Origin of the sequence: Rhizobium pantanalense (assembly GCF_030182525.1) — a bacterium.
Lineage (GTDB): Bacteria > Pseudomonadota > Alphaproteobacteria > Rhizobiales > Rhizobiaceae > Rhizobium.
The window spans coordinates 112,247-128,337 of sequence record NZ_JAQJCH010000013.1 but is presented as its reverse complement, the minus strand read 5'-3'; the positions used below and the strand labels follow the sequence as shown (position 1 = coordinate 128,337).

Genomic DNA, 16,091 nt, shown 5'->3' with positions numbered 1-16,091 from the left:
TATGTTATCGTTACCATCAGAGTAATATGCCTCTTCCCAGAATAGCAAGAGGCGCTTTCAGCTATCCCGCCACGCGCGCAAGACACGATCGGCGCCGCGCATCGGAAAGCGTCCTGCGATGGCGGTCTACAATTCAAACTCATGGGCAAGCGTCACATGATGATGGATGCGTCCTTCGAAAAAGCGCGAGAGAACCGCTTCCGTCGCCGCACGTGCCTCGGTGCGTACCGGGCTTGCAAGCGCCTTCTCCACGGCGGCCATATCCGGATAGTTCACGGCCAAAATCATCGGGAACTCCGGGGCGCCTTCATCGCGCGCCTCGGCAAAGGTCACCCGCACATCGAGGGCACCCGGAAACTGCTTCCACTTCGGCAGGATGGTTTCCATGACGGCCGTTCGAAACGCCTCCGCCTCCCCGTCTTTGACCTTGCCCTCGAATAATGCGTATCGGGTAATCATCCGGCGATCTCCTTGTTCGGCCCCTTGAAGAATTCCATCAGTACCGCCTGATCCTCGCCGCCAAGCCCGGAAGCCGTCAGCATGCGGTGTATCTCGGCGCAGACCGCCGTCAGTGGCATGGCGGTATTGGTCCGGCGGGCCAGATCCTGAGCACCGTTCAGATCCTTGACCATATTGTCGATGCGGCCGGTGCGGCGATAATCCTTGCTGACGTAGCGCGGCATATATTCCTGCAGGATGGCGCTGTCGGCCCGCCCGCCCTTCAGTGCCTGCGGGATTTTCGCGGCATCGACGCCTGCATCGAGCGCCAGTTGCGTTGCTTCCGCAACCGCGAGAAAATTCAACGCACAAAGAACCTGATTGATGAGCTTTGTGGTCTGGCCCGCACCGACGGGACCCATATGCGTGTAATTCGAGGCCACATGGCGCAGAACTTGATGCGCATCCGCGACATCCTGTTCGCTGCCGCCGGCCATCAGCGTCAATTGTCCGATCAGGGCCTTCGGCGCTCCACCGGACAGCGGGCTGTCCACCCATCGCAATCCCTTTTCCGCAGCCTCTGCAGCAAGAGCCTTTGTTGCATCGGGATCGATCGACGACATATCGATGATCAGCGTGCCTGCTCTTGCACCTGCGGCAACACCTTCAGGCCCGAATACCGCGGCGTGGACGATCTTCGGCGAATTGAGGCTGAGGACGACGAAATCGGAAACGGCTGCCGCCGCGGCTGCGCTGGCGGCTGCCGTGGCGCCTTTTGCGGTCAGAGCCGCGACCTTATCCTTATCGAGATCGAAAACCGTCAGCTGATTGCCGGTTTCCGCCAGGCGGGCGCCGATCGCGCCGCCCATTGCACCGGCGCCGATCAGCGCCACCTTGTTGCTCATGATTGCGTCTCCTCCAATGCAATTAAGATGGCCGTCACGACTTGATCCAGCGGCTGATTGATATCGACGGTAATCGCCTGCTCGTCTGATCCAGGCGGCTCGAGGGTTGCAAATTGACTGTCGAGCAATGCCGGCGGCATGAAATGATCCCGTCTTGCCTGCATGCGTCGAAGAATGGTCTGCCTCGTCCCGGCAAGGTGAATGAAACAAACCGGCGCGCCGACAACCTCGCGAATCCGCTCGCGATAGATACGCTTCAGCGCCGAACATCCGATCAGCGTCGTATCCTGCGCCAAAGCCAGGTGTTGACCGACTTTGTCGAGCCAAGGCCAGCGATCGGCGTCGGTCAACGGTATGCCGGCACTCATCTTGGCGACATTTGCCGCAGGATGAAGATCATCACCATCGGCATAGATGCCGGTAAGACGCGCTGCGAGCGCCGAGCCGACCGACGACTTGCCGCAGCCGCTGACACCCATGAGGACGAAGTGGCGCTGCATTGCGCCATCAAAGCGAAGCTGTGATGCCGCCGTCGACATAGAGCACATGACCGTTGACGAAAGAGGAGGCATCGGAAGCAAGGAAGATGCAGGCGCCGACCAGTTCTTCGACGCGGCCCCAGCGGCCGGCTGGCGTACGCTTTTCGAGCCATGCCGAAAAATCGGTATCGGCAACGAGAGCTGCGTTCAACGGCGTATCAAAATAACCGGGCGCGATGGCGTTGCATTGCAGCCCATACTTCGCCCAATCCGTCGCCATGCCCTTCGTCAGATTACCGACGGCGCCCTTGGTTGCCGTGTATGGCGCAATCGAGGGCCGCGCCAGCGCCGTCTGCACGCTGGCGATATTGATGATCTTTCCGGCGCCGCGCTTGATCATATGACGGGCGACCGCCTGGCCGACATTGAAGACGCTCGAGATGTTCGTCCGCAGCAGCCGCTCGAAGGCATCGGCGGGAAAATCCTCCAGCGGCGTGCGAAACTGCATGCCGGCATTGTTGACGAGAATATCGATCGCGCCGATATCCGCCTCGAAGGCATCGACGGCCTGACGCGAGGCGTCATGATCGGTGGCATCGAATGGCAACACATGCACCTTGCCCGCAAAGCCTTCAGCCGCCTTGGCAAGCTTTTCCTTGTCGCGGCCATTGAGCACCAACTCGGCGCCGGCAGCCGCCAGGCCCTTTGCGAGCGCAAGCCCGATACCTTGGGAAGAACCCGTCACCAGGGCGCGCCGCCCCTTCAGATCGAAAAGACCGAGAGACATCGTTTCCTCCGTTTTTATCTCGACAATGGCCGTCTCCCCTGTTTATGTTATCGATAACATTTGATGTCAAGGGAGGACATACAAGATGAGCAAGCCACCAATCCTGCAGATTGGCCCCTACCCGCAATGGGATCAAGAGCCACTCGACGCGGCGTTCGAGGTTCATCGCTATTTCGAGGCTGCCGACAAGGACAAATTGCTCGCTGAGGTCGGACCATCGATCAGGGGTATTGCGACACGCGGCGAACTCGGTGCCAACCGCGCCATGATCGAGGCCTGCCCCAAACTGGAAGTCATCTCGGTCTATGGCGTCGGCTTCGATGCCGTCGACCTGCAGGCCTGCCGCGAGCGCGGCATTCGCGTCACCAACACCCCCGACGTCCTGACCAATGATGTCGCGGATTTGGGAATTGCGATGATGCTCTGCCTGTCGCGCGGCATGATCGGTGCGGAGACATGGGTGCGTGACGGCAGCTGGGCACAAAAGGGGCTTTATCCCCTTAAGCGCCGCGTCTGGGGGCGGCGTGCCGGCGTGCTCGGTCTTGGCCGCATCGGCTTCGAAGTCGCCAAACGCCTGAAGGGCTTCGCCATGCAGATTGCCTATTCGGACGTCGAGGCGAAATCCTACGCCTCCGACATGACCTTCGTGGCCGATCCCGTCGAGCTCGCGACACAATCGGATTTCCTGTTCGTCACGCTCGCAGCTTCAGCGGCGACGCGGCATATTGTCGGTCATAAGGTGATCGAGGCGCTTGGCCCGGAAGGAATGTTGATCAACATCTCCCGCGCGTCCAATATAGACGAGGAGGCACTGCTTGACGCGCTGGAGACCGGCAAGCTCGGATCGGCAGCCCTCGACGTCTTCGAAGGCGAGCCGAAACTCAATCCACGCTTCCTGGCTCTGAACAATGTACTGCTGCAGCCTCACCATGCCTCCGGCACGATCGAGACGCGCAAGGCGATGGGTCAGCTGGTGCGCGACAATCTCGCCGCCCACTTCGCCGGCCAGGCGCTGCCGACACCCGTTCTTTGAGGAGAAAGACATGAAGGCCATTATCGCTCACGCCGCCAAGGATGTGCGTATCGAGGATTATCCGGAGGAAGAACCGGGTGCGGGAGAGGTCAAGCTGAAGCTCGCAACCGGCGGCGTCTGCGGCAGCGACCTGCATTACTATCATCACGGCGGCTTCGGCACCGTGCGCCTGAAGGAGCCGATGATCCTGGGACACGAAGTCAGCGCCACCGTCATCGCCCTCGGCTCCGGCGTGCAAGGGCTCGAGATCGGTCAACTCGTTGCTGTCTCCCCATCGCGTCCATGCCGGACTTGCCGCTACTGTCTGCAGGGATTGCCCAATCAATGCCTCAACATGCGCTTTTATGGCAGCGCCATGCCCTTCCCGCACATCCAGGGTGCGTTCCGCGAGACGCTGGTGGCCGATGCCATCCAATGCGTGCCGGCCGATGGCTTGACGCCGGGTGAAGCGGCCATGGCGGAACCCTTGGCCGTGACCTTGCATGCCACGCGCCGTGCGGGCGAGCTTCTCGGCAAACGCGTTCTCGTGACTGGCTGCGGCCCGATCGGCGTCCTCTCGATCCTGGCCGCACGCCGCGCCGGCGCCGTCGAGATCGTCGCGACCGATCTTTCGGATTTCACCTTGTCGCTCGCGAGGCAAGCAGGTGCCGACAGGGTCATCAACACGAAGGACGACCCCGAAGCGCTTGCCGCCTATTCCTCCGACAAGGGCACGTTCGATGTGCTCTATGAATGCTCGGGCGCGGCGGCAGCCCTCGCCGGTGGCATTGCGGCACTGAGACCGCGAGGGATCATCGTACAGCTTGGTATCGGCGGCGACATGAGCCTGCCGATGCTGGCGATTACGGCCAAGGAGTTGGAACTGCGTGGCTCTTTCCGCTTTCATGAGGAGTTTGAGGTTGGCGTCGATCTGATGCGCAAGCGCCTCATCGATGTGCGGCCGCTCATCACCCACACGATACCGCTTGCCGATGCGATCAGTGCTTTCGAGATCGCGTCGGATCGAAGCCAGGCCATGAAGGCGCAGATCGCCTTCAACTGAACGAAAGCAGCGCGAAATCCACTCGGTTCAAGCTGATGAGGGGTTTCGCGCCCGTTCAATCGAGATCGGCGCCGATCGCTTTGAGCGCGGCGCGGGCAACCTGTTCGTCCTGCTCGCCGGAACCCGAACCGACGCCGATGCCGCCGAGAAGCGCGCCGCCCACGCGGATCGGCAAGCCGCCGCGCAACCCCGTCATCCCGCCGTCGGTGGCGATTGCCAGCGGCACTCGCGCATGGTCCGGCAGCGAATGGCTGGGAGCGCCGATGGAGGCCGCCGTCTGCGCTTTGGCACCGGCGCTTTTCAGCGACTGAAAACGCGAACCGCGCATGCGAAAGGAGCCGAGCGTCACGCCGGATTGATCGACGATGACGATGCATTGCGGCTGGCCCATCGCGGTCGCCGCTGAAATGGCGGCGTTCAACAAGGTCATCACACCTTCGTCACTCAAGATGCTCGACGTCAGAACGTGGCTCATGCACTATCCTCCTCATTGCGGACTCATCGAGATATGTTATCGATAACAGATCAATGCGCGATTTAGCACTACGGGAGGTATCGTCACAATGTCGTTCTTCGAAATCATCGACCCGGCCTTTGGGAAATTTGTTCTTGGCAATGCTCCCGTCAAGCAGATCGCCACCGGTTTCGACTGGGTGGAAGGGCCTGTCTGGTTCGGAGATCTGAACTGCCTGCTCTTTTCGGATATTCCCAACAACCGCATCATGCGCTGGATACCGGGGCTCGGCACCAGCGTCTTTCGCGAGCCTTCGAATTTTTCGAACGGCCATACGCGTGACCGGCAGGGCCGGCTCGTCAGCTGTGAGCACGGCGGCAGGCGTGTCACGCGCACCGAATATGACGGCTCCATCACGGTCATCGCGGATGGCTACCAGGGTAAACGCTTGAATTCACCGAACGACGTGATCGTCGCTTCCGACGGTGCGATCTGGTTCACCGATCCGCACTACGGCATTGCGACGAATTATGAAGGATATAAGAGCGAGCAGGAACTGCCCTGCAATGTCTATCGCGTCGATCCAGATGGCTCCATGCAGCCCGTCCTGACGGATTTCAACTGCCCGAACGGCCTCGCCTTCAGTCCGGACGAGAAGAAGCTTTATGTCGCCGATACCGGTCGTATGCATGGCAACGATCCGCAGCATATCCGAGTTTTCAATGTCGGTGAAAACTGGCGACTGTCCGGCGGCGAAGTATTTCATGCGATCTCGCCGGGCTGCGCCGACGGCATGCGCCTCGACAGCGATGGCAATCTCTGGTCGTCGGCGGCCGACGGCGTGCATTGCATCGCCCCCGACGGTCATCTCATGGGCAAGATCCTGGTGCCGGAAACGGTCTCCAACCTCTGCTTCGGCGGTCGCGGCAAGCACAAGCTGTTCATGACGGCGACGACCAGCGTCTATTCGATCTCGCTCAATCGAAGCGGCGCACTTTAACGCCACGCTGGGACCCGCGTTACGAAGCGATCCGTAGAGCGGCGCAGCAACTGGGGCAGTTTTATCGAGGCTCAGGAAAAGCCAGCGATCCTGGGCTGCATGGACACCGGTAGAGAGGTTTATAAAAGGAAATGCTGCAGCGACAGTCGCCGGGATCATCTGGCGATTGTCGCTGTCGGATGGTGGGATATCAACGCAAGTCGGCTTGCGGTACGGAACGTGCCGTCACATGTGCTATCGACGCGAGATTGGCCGACAAGGCGCGTTCTTGCCTGCGCGCAGCGTCCCGCAGCAGTTCCGCCATCCGGGTTACGGATATGCGATCTGCACGCATGACCTGGCGGATCAGCGGATCTTTAAGAACTTCGGCGATCGTCAAGTCCCTTTGGGTCATGGTTACCTCCTGTTCGTTAGCGCAGAAGATAGACCGCTTAATTAGCACTGCGATGTCAAAAGCCGGACAAAAACAAGGCAGTTCGTTCAATTTTGTTACAGATTCATTGCAAATCGAACGGAGAGACATATTCCCAAAATACAATAGGACCCTAGTTGTCGGCTAAGGAAGGGTTGATCAATTGCGATCAGCCTTCGTGGGAGGGCCGTTTGCTCAGCGAACGCGCAAAGTTTTTGCAATAATTTAGGCCATAATTTTGCAACTTTTGCGTTTATAGCTCGCGATGCTGGGGGCTCTATAGTGTAACACCAACGATCGGCCGCGCGATGTACTCAGATCAGTCCACAGAAGACGAGCGTCTCATCTATCATGCAGATCTTCTCAGCCAGCTCTCCAATCCCAAGCGCCTGGAGGTTTGTATTCATCTGTCCGGCCACGAGGAAGATGTGAATAGCCTGGCCAAGAAGCTGGGCATATCGCAATCGGCGCTCAGCCAGCACCTGACCCGCCTTCATCATTCCGGTATCGTGAAAGTGCGCCGCCAGGCACAGTTCAGATATTATACCTGCGATCATCCAGGCGTCCTGCAGATCCTGAAGACGCTTGCCGGGATTTTCGACGCCGAACTCAAACCGGCGACGCCAAAGACCGGCGACAACGACGATCACGACAAAAAATCATGACATAGAGCCGATGCGGCTTTGCCGGCTTCGGCCCCAAATGCGAATTTCGGATGTTGACGGATGGCGCAGACACATTATGGCCCGATTGCAATTGGTCAAACGCCGCGCCTGTTTCCCCAGATGATCACATGCAATTGCGGCAGCACCCTTGCCTCGAACCATCGGTCATTGCCGACCTTTTCCACGAGCCAGCGCATCCGCTCGACGATGCCGTCAATATCGACAAGCGCGTCTTCCGCATCGGCTGGCGGCGGCGTGTGATTGCCGGGTTGCAGATAGACGGGCAGTTGGGGATAGCGAGCGGTCGCGTCCCGCGCATATTCATAGTCGAGATCGTCGAATATGACGATCTTCAAAGCGATTTGCGGTCTGTCACCGGCCATGCGCAGACAGTCGTCGAAGGCGGTCCAGTCCGTCGTCATGCCACTCGAAGGTGGCTTCGGGCTGAGCACCAGCACATCGAGTTCGGCAAACCACTCCTTGGCCAGGCTCCCTTGAGTCTCCAGCGCGAAGCGATATCCCTCCGCATGACCGCGCGCTATCAGCGGGCCGAGCGGCTGGATCGCGGGATTTCCGCCGGAGAGCGAGATCGTCAGCGGCTTGCCGCCGGAAAGCCTCGTCACCTCTTGCCAGATCTCATCGACCGGCATCGGCCGCCATTGATCGCGATAGTCGCTGTCAACGGCATGCAGCGTATCGCACCAGGAGCAGCGATAATCGCAGCCGCCGGTGCGAACGAAAATCGTCGGAAGGCCGATCAGGATCCCCTCACCCTGAATCGTCGGCCCGAAGATCTCGCTGACGCGGATGAGCGCGCCGCTCATGGCCGGTATTCCGCCCAGGTCTTCGGCGTCTCGCTCACCCGCACGGCAGATGCTTCCGGCAATCGTTCCTTGCACCAGTCGTAGAAATGCTTGGCGAGATATTCGGATGTGACGCGATCATGTCCGAAGACATCGTTCAGATGACGATGATCGAAGGTTTCATCGATATAGCGCTTCAACGGCTGTAGCTCGTGATAGTCTCGCACGAAGCCGTTCTGATTGAGTTCGGCGGCCGAAAGCTCCACCACGACGATGTAATTGTGCCCGTGCATGCGCGCGCACTGATGATCATCGGGCAGATGCGAAAGTTGATGCGAGGCGGAGAAATGGAATTCCTTGGTGATGCGGTACATCACTTCACCTCTTCGGCCGGAAAGCCTGATGTTGCGGCAATCCAGAAATCGGCATCCTCGTATTCAGTCGGATCCGCAATACCAGCGAGATGAAAGGCTTCGCGCCGCTCGACGCAGGTGCCGCAGCGGCCGCAATGGTGCTCGCCGCCCTTGTAGCAGGACCATGTTTCGGCAAAGGGGGTTTCGTGCCGGGCACCGTCCGCAACGATATCCGCCTTCGAAATCGTCACATAGGGCGCATAGAGCGAAACGCTGGCGTAGCCGTCGAGCGCATGGTTCTGCATCTGCTGGAAGGCGTCGATGAAACCCGGGCGACAATCGGGATAGATGAAATGATCGCCGCCATGAACCGCGACGGCAACAGCATCCGCCTTTTGCGCAGCCGCAAGCCCGAAGGCGATCGCCAGCATGATCGCATTGCGATTCGGCACGACCGTCGCCTTCATGGTTTCCTCGGCATAGTGCCCATCGGGCACCGCGACATCATCTGTCAGAGCCGATCCGGTCAAATGCTTGCCGATGGCGGTGATGTCGATGATCTCATGCGGCACGCCGAGGCGCTTGGCGCAAGCGCTGGCGAATTCCAGCTCCTTGCGATGTCGCTGGCCGTAGTCGAAGGAGACGAGTCCGATAAGCTGATGTTCGGCCACGACCTTATGGGCGAGCGAAACAGAGTCCAATCCGCCGGAGCAGATGACGATAGTCTTCATAATGTATGATCCCTTGTTTTGACCGGGTGGGCTGCGACCGGATTTCATGGCTCTTCAAAGCCACGGCCGGCTCCCTAGCAGCAGAACCGGGAGGAAACAAGGCGTCCCGCAACATTTCATGGCAACGCGCCGGCACCTGCCGGCGCGTACCGGTTTTGTAAGGCCGTCAGCTGACACCCGCAAACTTCCCCGAAATATTCAGATCGGGATAGTAACCCGCCGGCTTGCCGCCTACCGTTTGACCGCCTGTCAGGCTGCCCTGGATCTCGGAGCCGAAGAAGGAATAGGGGAAAGTCGCCTGCAGGGTGCCGACCTCGTCCAGGCGCCGCCGCAGTTCGTTCGGTATCGTGAACTCCAGGGCGCCGAGATTGTCCCTCAGTTGTTCCAGTTTCGTGGCGCCGATAATGATCGAGGCGAGGCCAGGCTGGGTCATCGCCCAATTGATGGCCACCTGCGCCATGCTGCGGCCGAGCTCGGTCGCCACCTTCTCCAGCTCGGCAACAACAGCCCAGTTGCGCTCGTTGAATTTCTGAAAGCCTGGATTGGTCGTACCACGCACGGTTTCCAGCCGGCCCGCGGTCTGCCTCTCACTGCTCGGCCGATATTTGCCACTCAGTAGACCGCTCGCAAGCGGGCTCCAGGCCATGATACCGGCGCCGTAACGCGTTCCGAACGGCACGAATTCATTTTCGATGTTGCGTTCGGCCAGCGAATATTCAAGCTGAAGTGCGGAGATCGGCTCGTAGCCGCGATGTTCGGCGACTGCCTGGGCTCTGCTGGCGTACCATGCCGGAACATCTGACAAGCCGACATGCCGCACCTTACCGGAGCGGACGAGGTCATCGAAGGTACGCATCACTTCCTCTGGCGGCGTCAGGCGATCCCAGCAATGCATGAGATAGAGATCGATGTAATCCGTGTTGAGCCGTTTTAATGATCCTTCGACGGCCCGCAGGATATTCTTGCGGCCATTGCCGGCCGCATTCGGCGTTTGTGCGGTAAGATTCATGGTGAACTTGGTTGCGATGACGGCATCGTCGCGCAAGGCCCGCTCGGCGATGAACTCACCGAGCCAAGCCTCAGACGTACCGCCGGTATAGGCATCGGCGGTGTCGAAGAAATTGCCGCCGGCGTCGACATAGCTATTGAAGATCGCCCGTGCCGTTTCCTTATCTGCCCCCCACCCCCATTCCGTGCCGAAGGTCATGGTGCCAAGGGCGAGCCGTGTTACCTTCAATCCACTATTGCCCAGCGTATAAAATTCCATGCTCATCGCTATGCTCCTCTTTGGCTAACCGGGCGTATCGACGACCGACCCGACGCGTGATGCATGTAGAGTCGCCGCTTTCGAGCCATTCGATAAGATCATTTAATTTGCATGCATTATGCGATATTGCGCAGCAATGGATCGCGATCTGCTGCCACATCTGCCCATCGTCGCCGCTGTAGCCCGCCGCGGAGGGTTTGCCGCCGCCGCCAGCGAGCTGGGCATGAGCGCGTCGGCCGTCAGCCATGCCATTCGGCTCGTGGAAGAACGGCTCGGGCAACCCCTCTTTGCCCGCACGACGCGCAGTGTGGCGCTGACCGAAGCCGGCAAGAGCCTGATCGCCACCATCACCCCGGCGCTGCAGGACATTCATGACCGCATCGAGCGCATCAGGGCCGTCAAGGGCAGGCCAAGCGGCCTGTTGCGCATCAACGCATCCCGCATCAGCCTGCCGCTGGCAGTCACCCGCGTGATCGCAGCGATGGCCGAACGCTATCCCGAAGTCGAAGTGGAAATCTTCTCCGATGAAAGGCTGACCGATATCGTCTCCGAGGGTTTCGACGCCGGCATCCGTGTCGGCGAAATGATCGCGCAGGACATGGTCGCCGTTCGCCTCACCCCTCCTTTCCGATCCATCGTCGTCGCCTCGCCTGGATATATCGGGCATTTCGGGCGTCCAAACACGCTTGCGGATCTCTCCGACCACAATTGTATCGGCTACCGCCTGATCCGATCCGGAGGCCTCTATCAGTGGGAATTCGTCGAGGAGGGGCGGGATGTCGCGGTGGCGGTGAATGGCCAGGCGATCGTCACCGAATCGCATTCGGCTATAGAGTTGGCCATTGCAGGCGTGGGATTGGCCTATGTCTTCGAACCGCTGGTGAAGGCGGAGATCGCATCCGGCAGGCTTGTCCACCTTTTAAGCGACTATGCCGTGACGGAAGCAGGCCTTTTTCTCTACTTTCCGCGCCGTGCCGAGCTGGCCCCGAAGCTCAGGGCTTTCATCGACACGGTACGACAGCTCGATCGTTGAGTCGGACGCCCGTCTGGGCAAAATGCGCCATTTGCTTCACTTCGACATGCTAACGAATGGTCAAATCGCGCAGCCATTGTACCGAATACGCACGAAATGCAGCGCTGGATCGCGATCCAGTCGAATCGCGATTGCCGTCTCTCACCTCACCCGGCAGTCATAGACGGAAAGCTCGCCAATGAGGGGCACGCGGGGGTCGGAGCATTCGCCCTCACCTTCCGTCGGTTCGAGTGGCAGCTTCCCGGTGTGAAAGAGGAACTCGTGCAAGATATTTCGAAGAGAAAGCCGCCCAGCCCGATCGATATCGAAGTCGGCAAACGCATCCGCGCGCAACGGCGCCTGCTGGGCATGAGCCAATCGGCGCTTGCCGAAAAACTGGGCCTGACCTTTCAGCAGGTTCAGAAATACGAAAAAGGTGCCAACCGTGTCGGCGCAAGTCGCCTGCAACATGTTGCCGACTGTCTTGGCGTCCCCATCTCGCACTTCTTCGATAATGCAGCCTTCGACAATCCTGTTTCGACTGAGGAAGCAAGAGTGATCCGCAACGACCTCGTCGGTTTCATTTCGTCCGAAGAAGGTATCGAGCTCAACCGAGCCTTTGCAAAGATCAAGGATGTGAAGACCCGCCAGAAGATCGTCGGCCTGCTCAAGTCGCTGGCGTTGACTTAGAGCAATTCCGGAAACTGCGCGGTGGCTTTCCGTCCGGAATTACGAAACAAAGTGATGGAGCGGTTTGGCGATTCCGTGAAACGCCAAGCCGCCTCAGCTTCCATTATCCTGACAATTCAATGCTTTGCCGTCAGCTTGTGATACGTGGCGTACGAATGACCTTCAGAAACAGGGCGTTCATCGCGTCCGAGATGCCTTGCGTCGGACTCACCTCGAAATAGAGGCCGGGTGAGGCACAATTCTGCAAATTGGTGCCGATTTGCGATTGGAACGGTGCGATCCATTGATTGTACCAGCCATTCGTCGGCAGCGGAAAATAGGTCGTATAGAGGATTGCGATCTTGATGTTCTGGTTTTTCAACGGCTGACAGAAGGTGGTGGCGAGCGGCTCCTGACAGCGCCCACCCGTCGTTGGCTTGGTGCAGGTGTTGGGCTTGTAGCTGTCGCCGACGCCGTCGGTGACTAGGAAGAGGACCTTCTGACGATCGGAAGTGGTTTTGCCACTGCCGCCTGTTCCGATGATCGGCGCGAGCTGCGTCAGCATCGTATCGAAGCTCGTATCCTGGTCGTTGTTGTAACTCTGTCCTGGGACAGTCATCAGGTCCACTGTACTGGTGGCACTCTTAACCTGCGCCATATCGGATGATAGCGGCGATACGTTGGTCAAGCCAATTTTCGTAGCGTCAGCACCGAACGTATAGACAGCCATTCTGTATTGATCAGGTGTTACCCGGTTCGTCTTAGCGGTATCCGTAAGCGACTGTGTCGCCAGCCCGACGACAGCGATGCGGGTCTTGACGCCAAGGCTCTTTGCAAGATTGTAATAATTGTCGTCTGTATTGCTGTCGTGGCACGCAAAGGCACATTTGTCTGACGTGTTTGCCACCATTTTATCAATATCGGTCATGGTAGCACCGATCCCCATGGATGGCGTGTTGTCCAGCAACATATAGAAATCCATGAAGTTCGCCGTCTGATACTGTGCGGATGCCGAACCGCTGACGGGGATGGATGTCTTACCGATGACCTGACTGAGCGTGGTCGGTACGTTCGCCGAAAAATTGACCGTCGATGAGACGATATTGCCGGTGCGGGTTACCCCGGCGCTGACGCTGACCGGTATGTTCTGGAGATCGCTCGACGCCTGGCCGAGAAAAAGCTTGTTGGCATCGCTTTGACCGATATTGATGGTCCCGTCGCTTGTCATGGCCATGGCAGCCGCGACCGCCGGAGATGAATCTGCGATTGCACCCACAGCAGCGGCGTCGGCTGCATTTTGCAATTCCGTTTTGACGAGCATCGCATTGGTAACATCGAGCGCCAGACCACCCACCGCGATCAACGGAACGGCAACCAGTGCTGTGGTGATCCCGAAATTGCCCGACCTATCCAGAAACAGCCGTCCCGCGAGCATGCGCACGACATCAAGCGACTTTGGGGAAATTGTAAATCTCTTCACAAGCGTGCTCTCTACATTATAAGTTGCAGCATCAAAACATACGTCAAACGAAAGTATTATTATTTTCAAATATACTTATGTATATTATATTCAATAAATATTGATATTCTCATAAGAGATATTTTCCCAATTATACTTCTGATATTCAGAAGAAATTTACCAAGAATCCGCAATATATCCGTGGACAACGCGATCTGCGGATGGAAATCGAGCTCGATGAATCTCCGCATCCAACAACGAGAAAGACGCGCAAAATCCGATACTTCGTAAAGAAGACGTACAGCTGGGACGAAGCCGGAGGTTGCAGAAATTGCAATTTCACGCAAAGTATCTTTACTTGATTTTCAGCGTTTACCTGTGAAAGCAGCAGCTATCGATGTCGGCTTCAGCTGCCCATGCTAGGACAGCATGGCGCCCTGATGGCTATAGTTGGGATCTTTACGTGCGCGTTCTTTCCTGCATCTTGACGGAACACAATCTGTGGCTCGTTCTCCTGGCGGCGTTCGTCTGCGTCAGTGGCGGCTGGATCACGCTCAATCTGCTCCGCCGAGCCGAAAAGACGCGCGACCTGCAACGCGGCGGCTGGATCTTCCTGACCGCCGTGGCTGCCGGTTCGTCGATCTGGTGCACGCATTTCATTGCCATGCTCGCCTATGAGGTCGGCGCACCGGTCACCTTCGATCCGATTCTGACGATGGCCTCCTTTCTTTTGGCCGCCATCGGCTGTGCCGGCGGTTTTGCGATCGCCTTGTCGCGCCTGCCGCGCATCGCACCGGAATTCGGCGGAGCCGTCGTCGGCCTCGCCATCAGCACCATGCACTATACCGGTATGCTGGCTTATCACGTCGATGGCATCGTTGAATGGAATCAGGGTTATGTTGTCGGCTCCATCGCCCTTTCCGTGATTTTTGCAGCGCTTGCGCTCAATCAGGCGGTACGCCGGCCTTGGCAGTTCTCCCCGGCCGTCGGACTCGCTCTCTTCGTCGTCGCCGTGGTCTCGCTTCACTTTACGGCAATGACGGCCGTATCGGTCACGCCGCTTGCAACTGGCGCTGCGATCGCGGACACCTATGCACTGAAGGCCATGGCGGTTGCCGTTGCCGGCGGCGGATTGCTTATTATCGGTACAGGCGTGGCAAGCTACATGATCGACGAGCGCGCCTCGCGCGAATCCATCGAGAAGCTTCAGCATATGGCCCTCAACGACCTGCTGACGGGCCTGCCCAACCGCAGCAGTTTCGCCGACCATCTGCAGCGCGAGATGGGACATGCCAAGGAAGACGGCGTAAAGCTCGCGGTCATCGGCATCGACCTCGACCGCTTCAAGGAAATCAACGACCTGCGTGGGCACAAGGCCGGAGACCAGGCACTCAAGGCGATCGGACGCCGGCTGCTGCGCCTCGTCAGGGACGGTGAGTTCGTCGCCCGTGTCGGTGGTGACGAATTTGCCGCCGCCAAGCGCTTTCGCGAACAGAGCGAGCTGCTGGATTTCGTGGCCCGGCTGGAGAAGGTCCTGTTTGAACCTATCCGGATCGACGATTTCGAGACGGCGACGGGGGCAAGCATCGGCGTAGCCGTCTATCCGGACGATGGCGTCGACCAGGAGCGCCTCGTCAGCAATGCCGATCTCGCAATGTACCGCGCCAAGGCCGATATCGGCCGTGCCGTCTGCTTTTATGAATCGAAGATGGATGAAGCCGCCCGCGCCCGCCATACGCTCGCGCAGGACCTGCGCCGCGCTGTCGAGCTGGACCAGCTTGACCTGCACTATCAGGTACAGACCTCCGTTCGCACCGGGCAGATCTGCGGCTATGAAGTCCTCGTCCGCTGGCATCATCCCGAGCGTGGTGCTGTGCCACCATCGGAATTCATCCCCATTGCGGAAGAAAGCGGCACGATCCTTGTCATCGGCGAATGGGTGTTGCGCACCGCCTGCAAGCAAGCCGCCTCATGGGAGCAGCCCTACAAGATCGCCGTCAACCTTTCGCCCGTACAGTTCGCTCACGCCGATCTCGCAAAGCTCATTCATACGATCCTTCTGGAAACCGGCCTTGCGCCATCCCGGCTGGAACTTGAAATTACCGAATCCACGATCATTGCCGATAAAACTCGGACCTTGCATGTCCTGCGCCAAATCCGGGCTCTTGGCGTGACCGTTGCCATCGACGATTTCGGAACTGGATATTCGTCGCTCGATACGCTCCGCTCCTTCCCCTTCGACAAGATCAAGCTCGATCGCTCCTTCATGAGCGAAGTGGATCACAGCATTCAGGCAAAAGCGATCGTCCGCGCCGTGCTCACGCTCGGCAAGAGCCTGGATATCCCTGTGCTCGCGGAAGGCGTGGAGACCAACCATCAGCTCGAAATCCTCCGGGTCGAGGGCTGTGACGAGGCGCAGGGCTTCTTCCTCGGTCGGCCGAAGCCCGTCGGGCAAATCTTTCAAGTAGAAGCATCGGCAGAGGACGACGAGGCATCGGCTTTTTCCGGCCGGCTTCCGCCCCATCGCATGCGGCGTCGCTAGGAAGTTCCGCACGCGTCAATGCAATCTCTGCAGCAATTGC

At 58.8% G+C, this 16,091-nt stretch carries 18 protein-coding genes; 7 read left to right on the top strand and 11 right to left on the bottom strand.

Annotation, left to right across the window (positions count from 1 at the left end):
* Positions 1–126: 126 nt before the first annotated feature.
* The 4 genes from PH558_RS28635 to PH558_RS28620 are packed head-to-tail and all read right to left on the bottom strand — an operon-like array spanning position 127 to position 2,609.
* Complete coding sequence (locus PH558_RS28635; RefSeq protein WP_095436432.1) at positions 127–459, bottom strand: hypothetical protein; 333 nt, start codon at positions 457–459, stop codon at positions 127–129.
* Positions 456–1,343 (bottom strand): NAD(P)-dependent oxidoreductase, encoded by an 888-nt coding sequence (locus PH558_RS28630; protein ID WP_285207894.1) that lies wholly within the window; start codon positions 1,341–1,343, stop codon positions 456–458. Before PH558_RS28630 ends, PH558_RS28635 begins: the two co-directional genes overlap by 4 nt.
* Complete coding sequence (locus tag PH558_RS28625) at positions 1,340–1,843, bottom strand: gluconokinase (protein ID WP_285207893.1); 504 nt, start codon at positions 1,841–1,843, stop codon at positions 1,340–1,342. The genes PH558_RS28630 and PH558_RS28625 overlap by 4 nt, the downstream gene beginning before the upstream one ends.
* A gap of 7 nt (positions 1,844–1,850) precedes the next feature.
* Positions 1,851–2,609: an SDR family oxidoreductase gene (locus tag PH558_RS28620; RefSeq protein WP_095436429.1), complete on the bottom strand. Its 759-nt coding sequence runs from the start codon at positions 2,607–2,609 to the stop codon at positions 1,851–1,853.
* A gap of 85 nt (positions 2,610–2,694) precedes the next feature.
* Between PH558_RS28620 and PH558_RS28615 the strand changes: the two genes are divergently transcribed.
* Together PH558_RS28615 and PH558_RS28610 are read left to right on the top strand one after the other, a co-directional pair.
* Entirely contained in the window at positions 2,695–3,642 is a 948-nt protein-coding gene (locus PH558_RS28615; protein ID WP_285207892.1) for a 2-hydroxyacid dehydrogenase, read from the top strand.
* Between the two features lie 10 nt (positions 3,643–3,652).
* Complete coding sequence (locus PH558_RS28610; RefSeq protein WP_095436428.1) at positions 3,653–4,684, top strand: L-idonate 5-dehydrogenase; 1,032 nt, start codon at positions 3,653–3,655, stop codon at positions 4,682–4,684.
* Positions 4,685–4,739: 55 nt separating this feature from the next.
* Here the strand turns inward: PH558_RS28610 and PH558_RS28605 are convergent, their stop codons facing one another.
* Positions 4,740–5,159, bottom strand: a complete 420-nt coding sequence (locus PH558_RS28605) for a GlcG/HbpS family heme-binding protein (protein ID WP_285207891.1) — start codon at positions 5,157–5,159, stop codon at positions 4,740–4,742.
* An 88-nt stretch (positions 5,160–5,247) separates the two neighbouring features.
* On the opposite strand from PH558_RS28605, the gene PH558_RS28600 reads away from it, so the two are divergent.
* A complete protein-coding gene (locus PH558_RS28600; RefSeq protein WP_285207890.1) occupies positions 5,248–6,138 on the top strand; it encodes an SMP-30/gluconolactonase/LRE family protein in 891 nt (296 codons plus the stop codon).
* Between the two features lie 190 nt (positions 6,139–6,328).
* Here the strand turns inward: PH558_RS28600 and PH558_RS28595 are convergent, their stop codons facing one another.
* Positions 6,329–6,532 carry a hypothetical protein gene (locus PH558_RS28595; RefSeq protein ID WP_095436425.1) on the bottom strand — a complete coding sequence of 68 codons (204 nt, stop codon included), beginning with the start codon at positions 6,530–6,532 and terminating at the stop codon, positions 6,329–6,331.
* Positions 6,533–6,858: 326 nt separating this feature from the next.
* Between PH558_RS28595 and nrcR the strand changes: the two genes are divergently transcribed.
* The gene (gene nrcR, locus PH558_RS28590; RefSeq protein ID WP_095436424.1) at positions 6,859–7,215 is read left to right on the top strand and encodes a transcriptional regulator NrcR; all 357 of its coding nucleotides are present in this window, start codon (positions 6,859–6,861) and stop codon (positions 7,213–7,215) included.
* A gap of 95 nt (positions 7,216–7,310) precedes the next feature.
* On the opposite strand, the gene queE is transcribed toward nrcR, so the two are convergent.
* From queE to PH558_RS28570, 4 genes are all read right to left on the bottom strand, one after another.
* Entirely contained in the window at positions 7,311–8,039 is a 729-nt protein-coding gene (gene queE, locus PH558_RS28585) for a 7-carboxy-7-deazaguanine synthase QueE (protein WP_095436423.1), read from the bottom strand.
* On the bottom strand, positions 8,036–8,392 hold the full coding sequence (gene queD / locus PH558_RS28580) for a 6-carboxytetrahydropterin synthase QueD (protein WP_285207889.1): 357 nt from the start codon (positions 8,390–8,392) through the stop codon (positions 8,036–8,038). Before queD ends, queE begins: the two co-directional genes overlap by 4 nt.
* Positions 8,392–9,102 carry a 7-cyano-7-deazaguanine synthase QueC gene (gene queC, locus PH558_RS28575; protein ID WP_285207888.1) on the bottom strand — a complete coding sequence of 237 codons (711 nt, stop codon included), beginning with the start codon at positions 9,100–9,102 and terminating at the stop codon, positions 8,392–8,394. Before queC ends, queD begins: the two co-directional genes overlap by 1 nt.
* A 166-nt stretch (positions 9,103–9,268) precedes the next feature.
* A complete protein-coding gene (locus tag PH558_RS28570) occupies positions 9,269–10,375 on the bottom strand; it encodes an aldo/keto reductase (protein WP_285207887.1) in 1,107 nt (368 codons plus the stop codon).
* A gap of 130 nt (positions 10,376–10,505) precedes the next feature.
* Between PH558_RS28570 and PH558_RS28565 the strand changes: the two genes are divergently transcribed.
* A complete protein-coding gene (locus tag PH558_RS28565) occupies positions 10,506–11,402 on the top strand; it encodes a LysR family transcriptional regulator (RefSeq protein WP_285207886.1) in 897 nt (298 codons plus the stop codon).
* Between the two features lie 261 nt (positions 11,403–11,663).
* Positions 11,664–12,071, top strand: coding sequence for a helix-turn-helix domain-containing protein (locus PH558_RS28560; RefSeq protein ID WP_113407384.1), 408 nt, complete (start codon positions 11,664–11,666; stop codon positions 12,069–12,071).
* Positions 12,072–12,201: 130 nt separating this feature from the next.
* On the opposite strand, the gene PH558_RS28555 is transcribed toward PH558_RS28560, so the two are convergent.
* Positions 12,202–13,491, bottom strand: coding sequence for a TadE/TadG family type IV pilus assembly protein (locus PH558_RS28555; protein WP_483314206.1), 1,290 nt, complete (start codon positions 13,489–13,491; stop codon positions 12,202–12,204).
* Positions 13,492–13,972: 481 nt separating this feature from the next.
* Here PH558_RS28555 and PH558_RS28550 point away from each other — a divergent pair, with 481 nt between their 5' ends.
* Positions 13,973–16,051 (top strand): putative bifunctional diguanylate cyclase/phosphodiesterase, encoded by a 2,079-nt coding sequence (locus tag PH558_RS28550; protein WP_285207885.1) that lies wholly within the window; start codon positions 13,973–13,975, stop codon positions 16,049–16,051.
* The last annotated feature ends 40 nt before the right edge of the window (positions 16,052–16,091 follow it).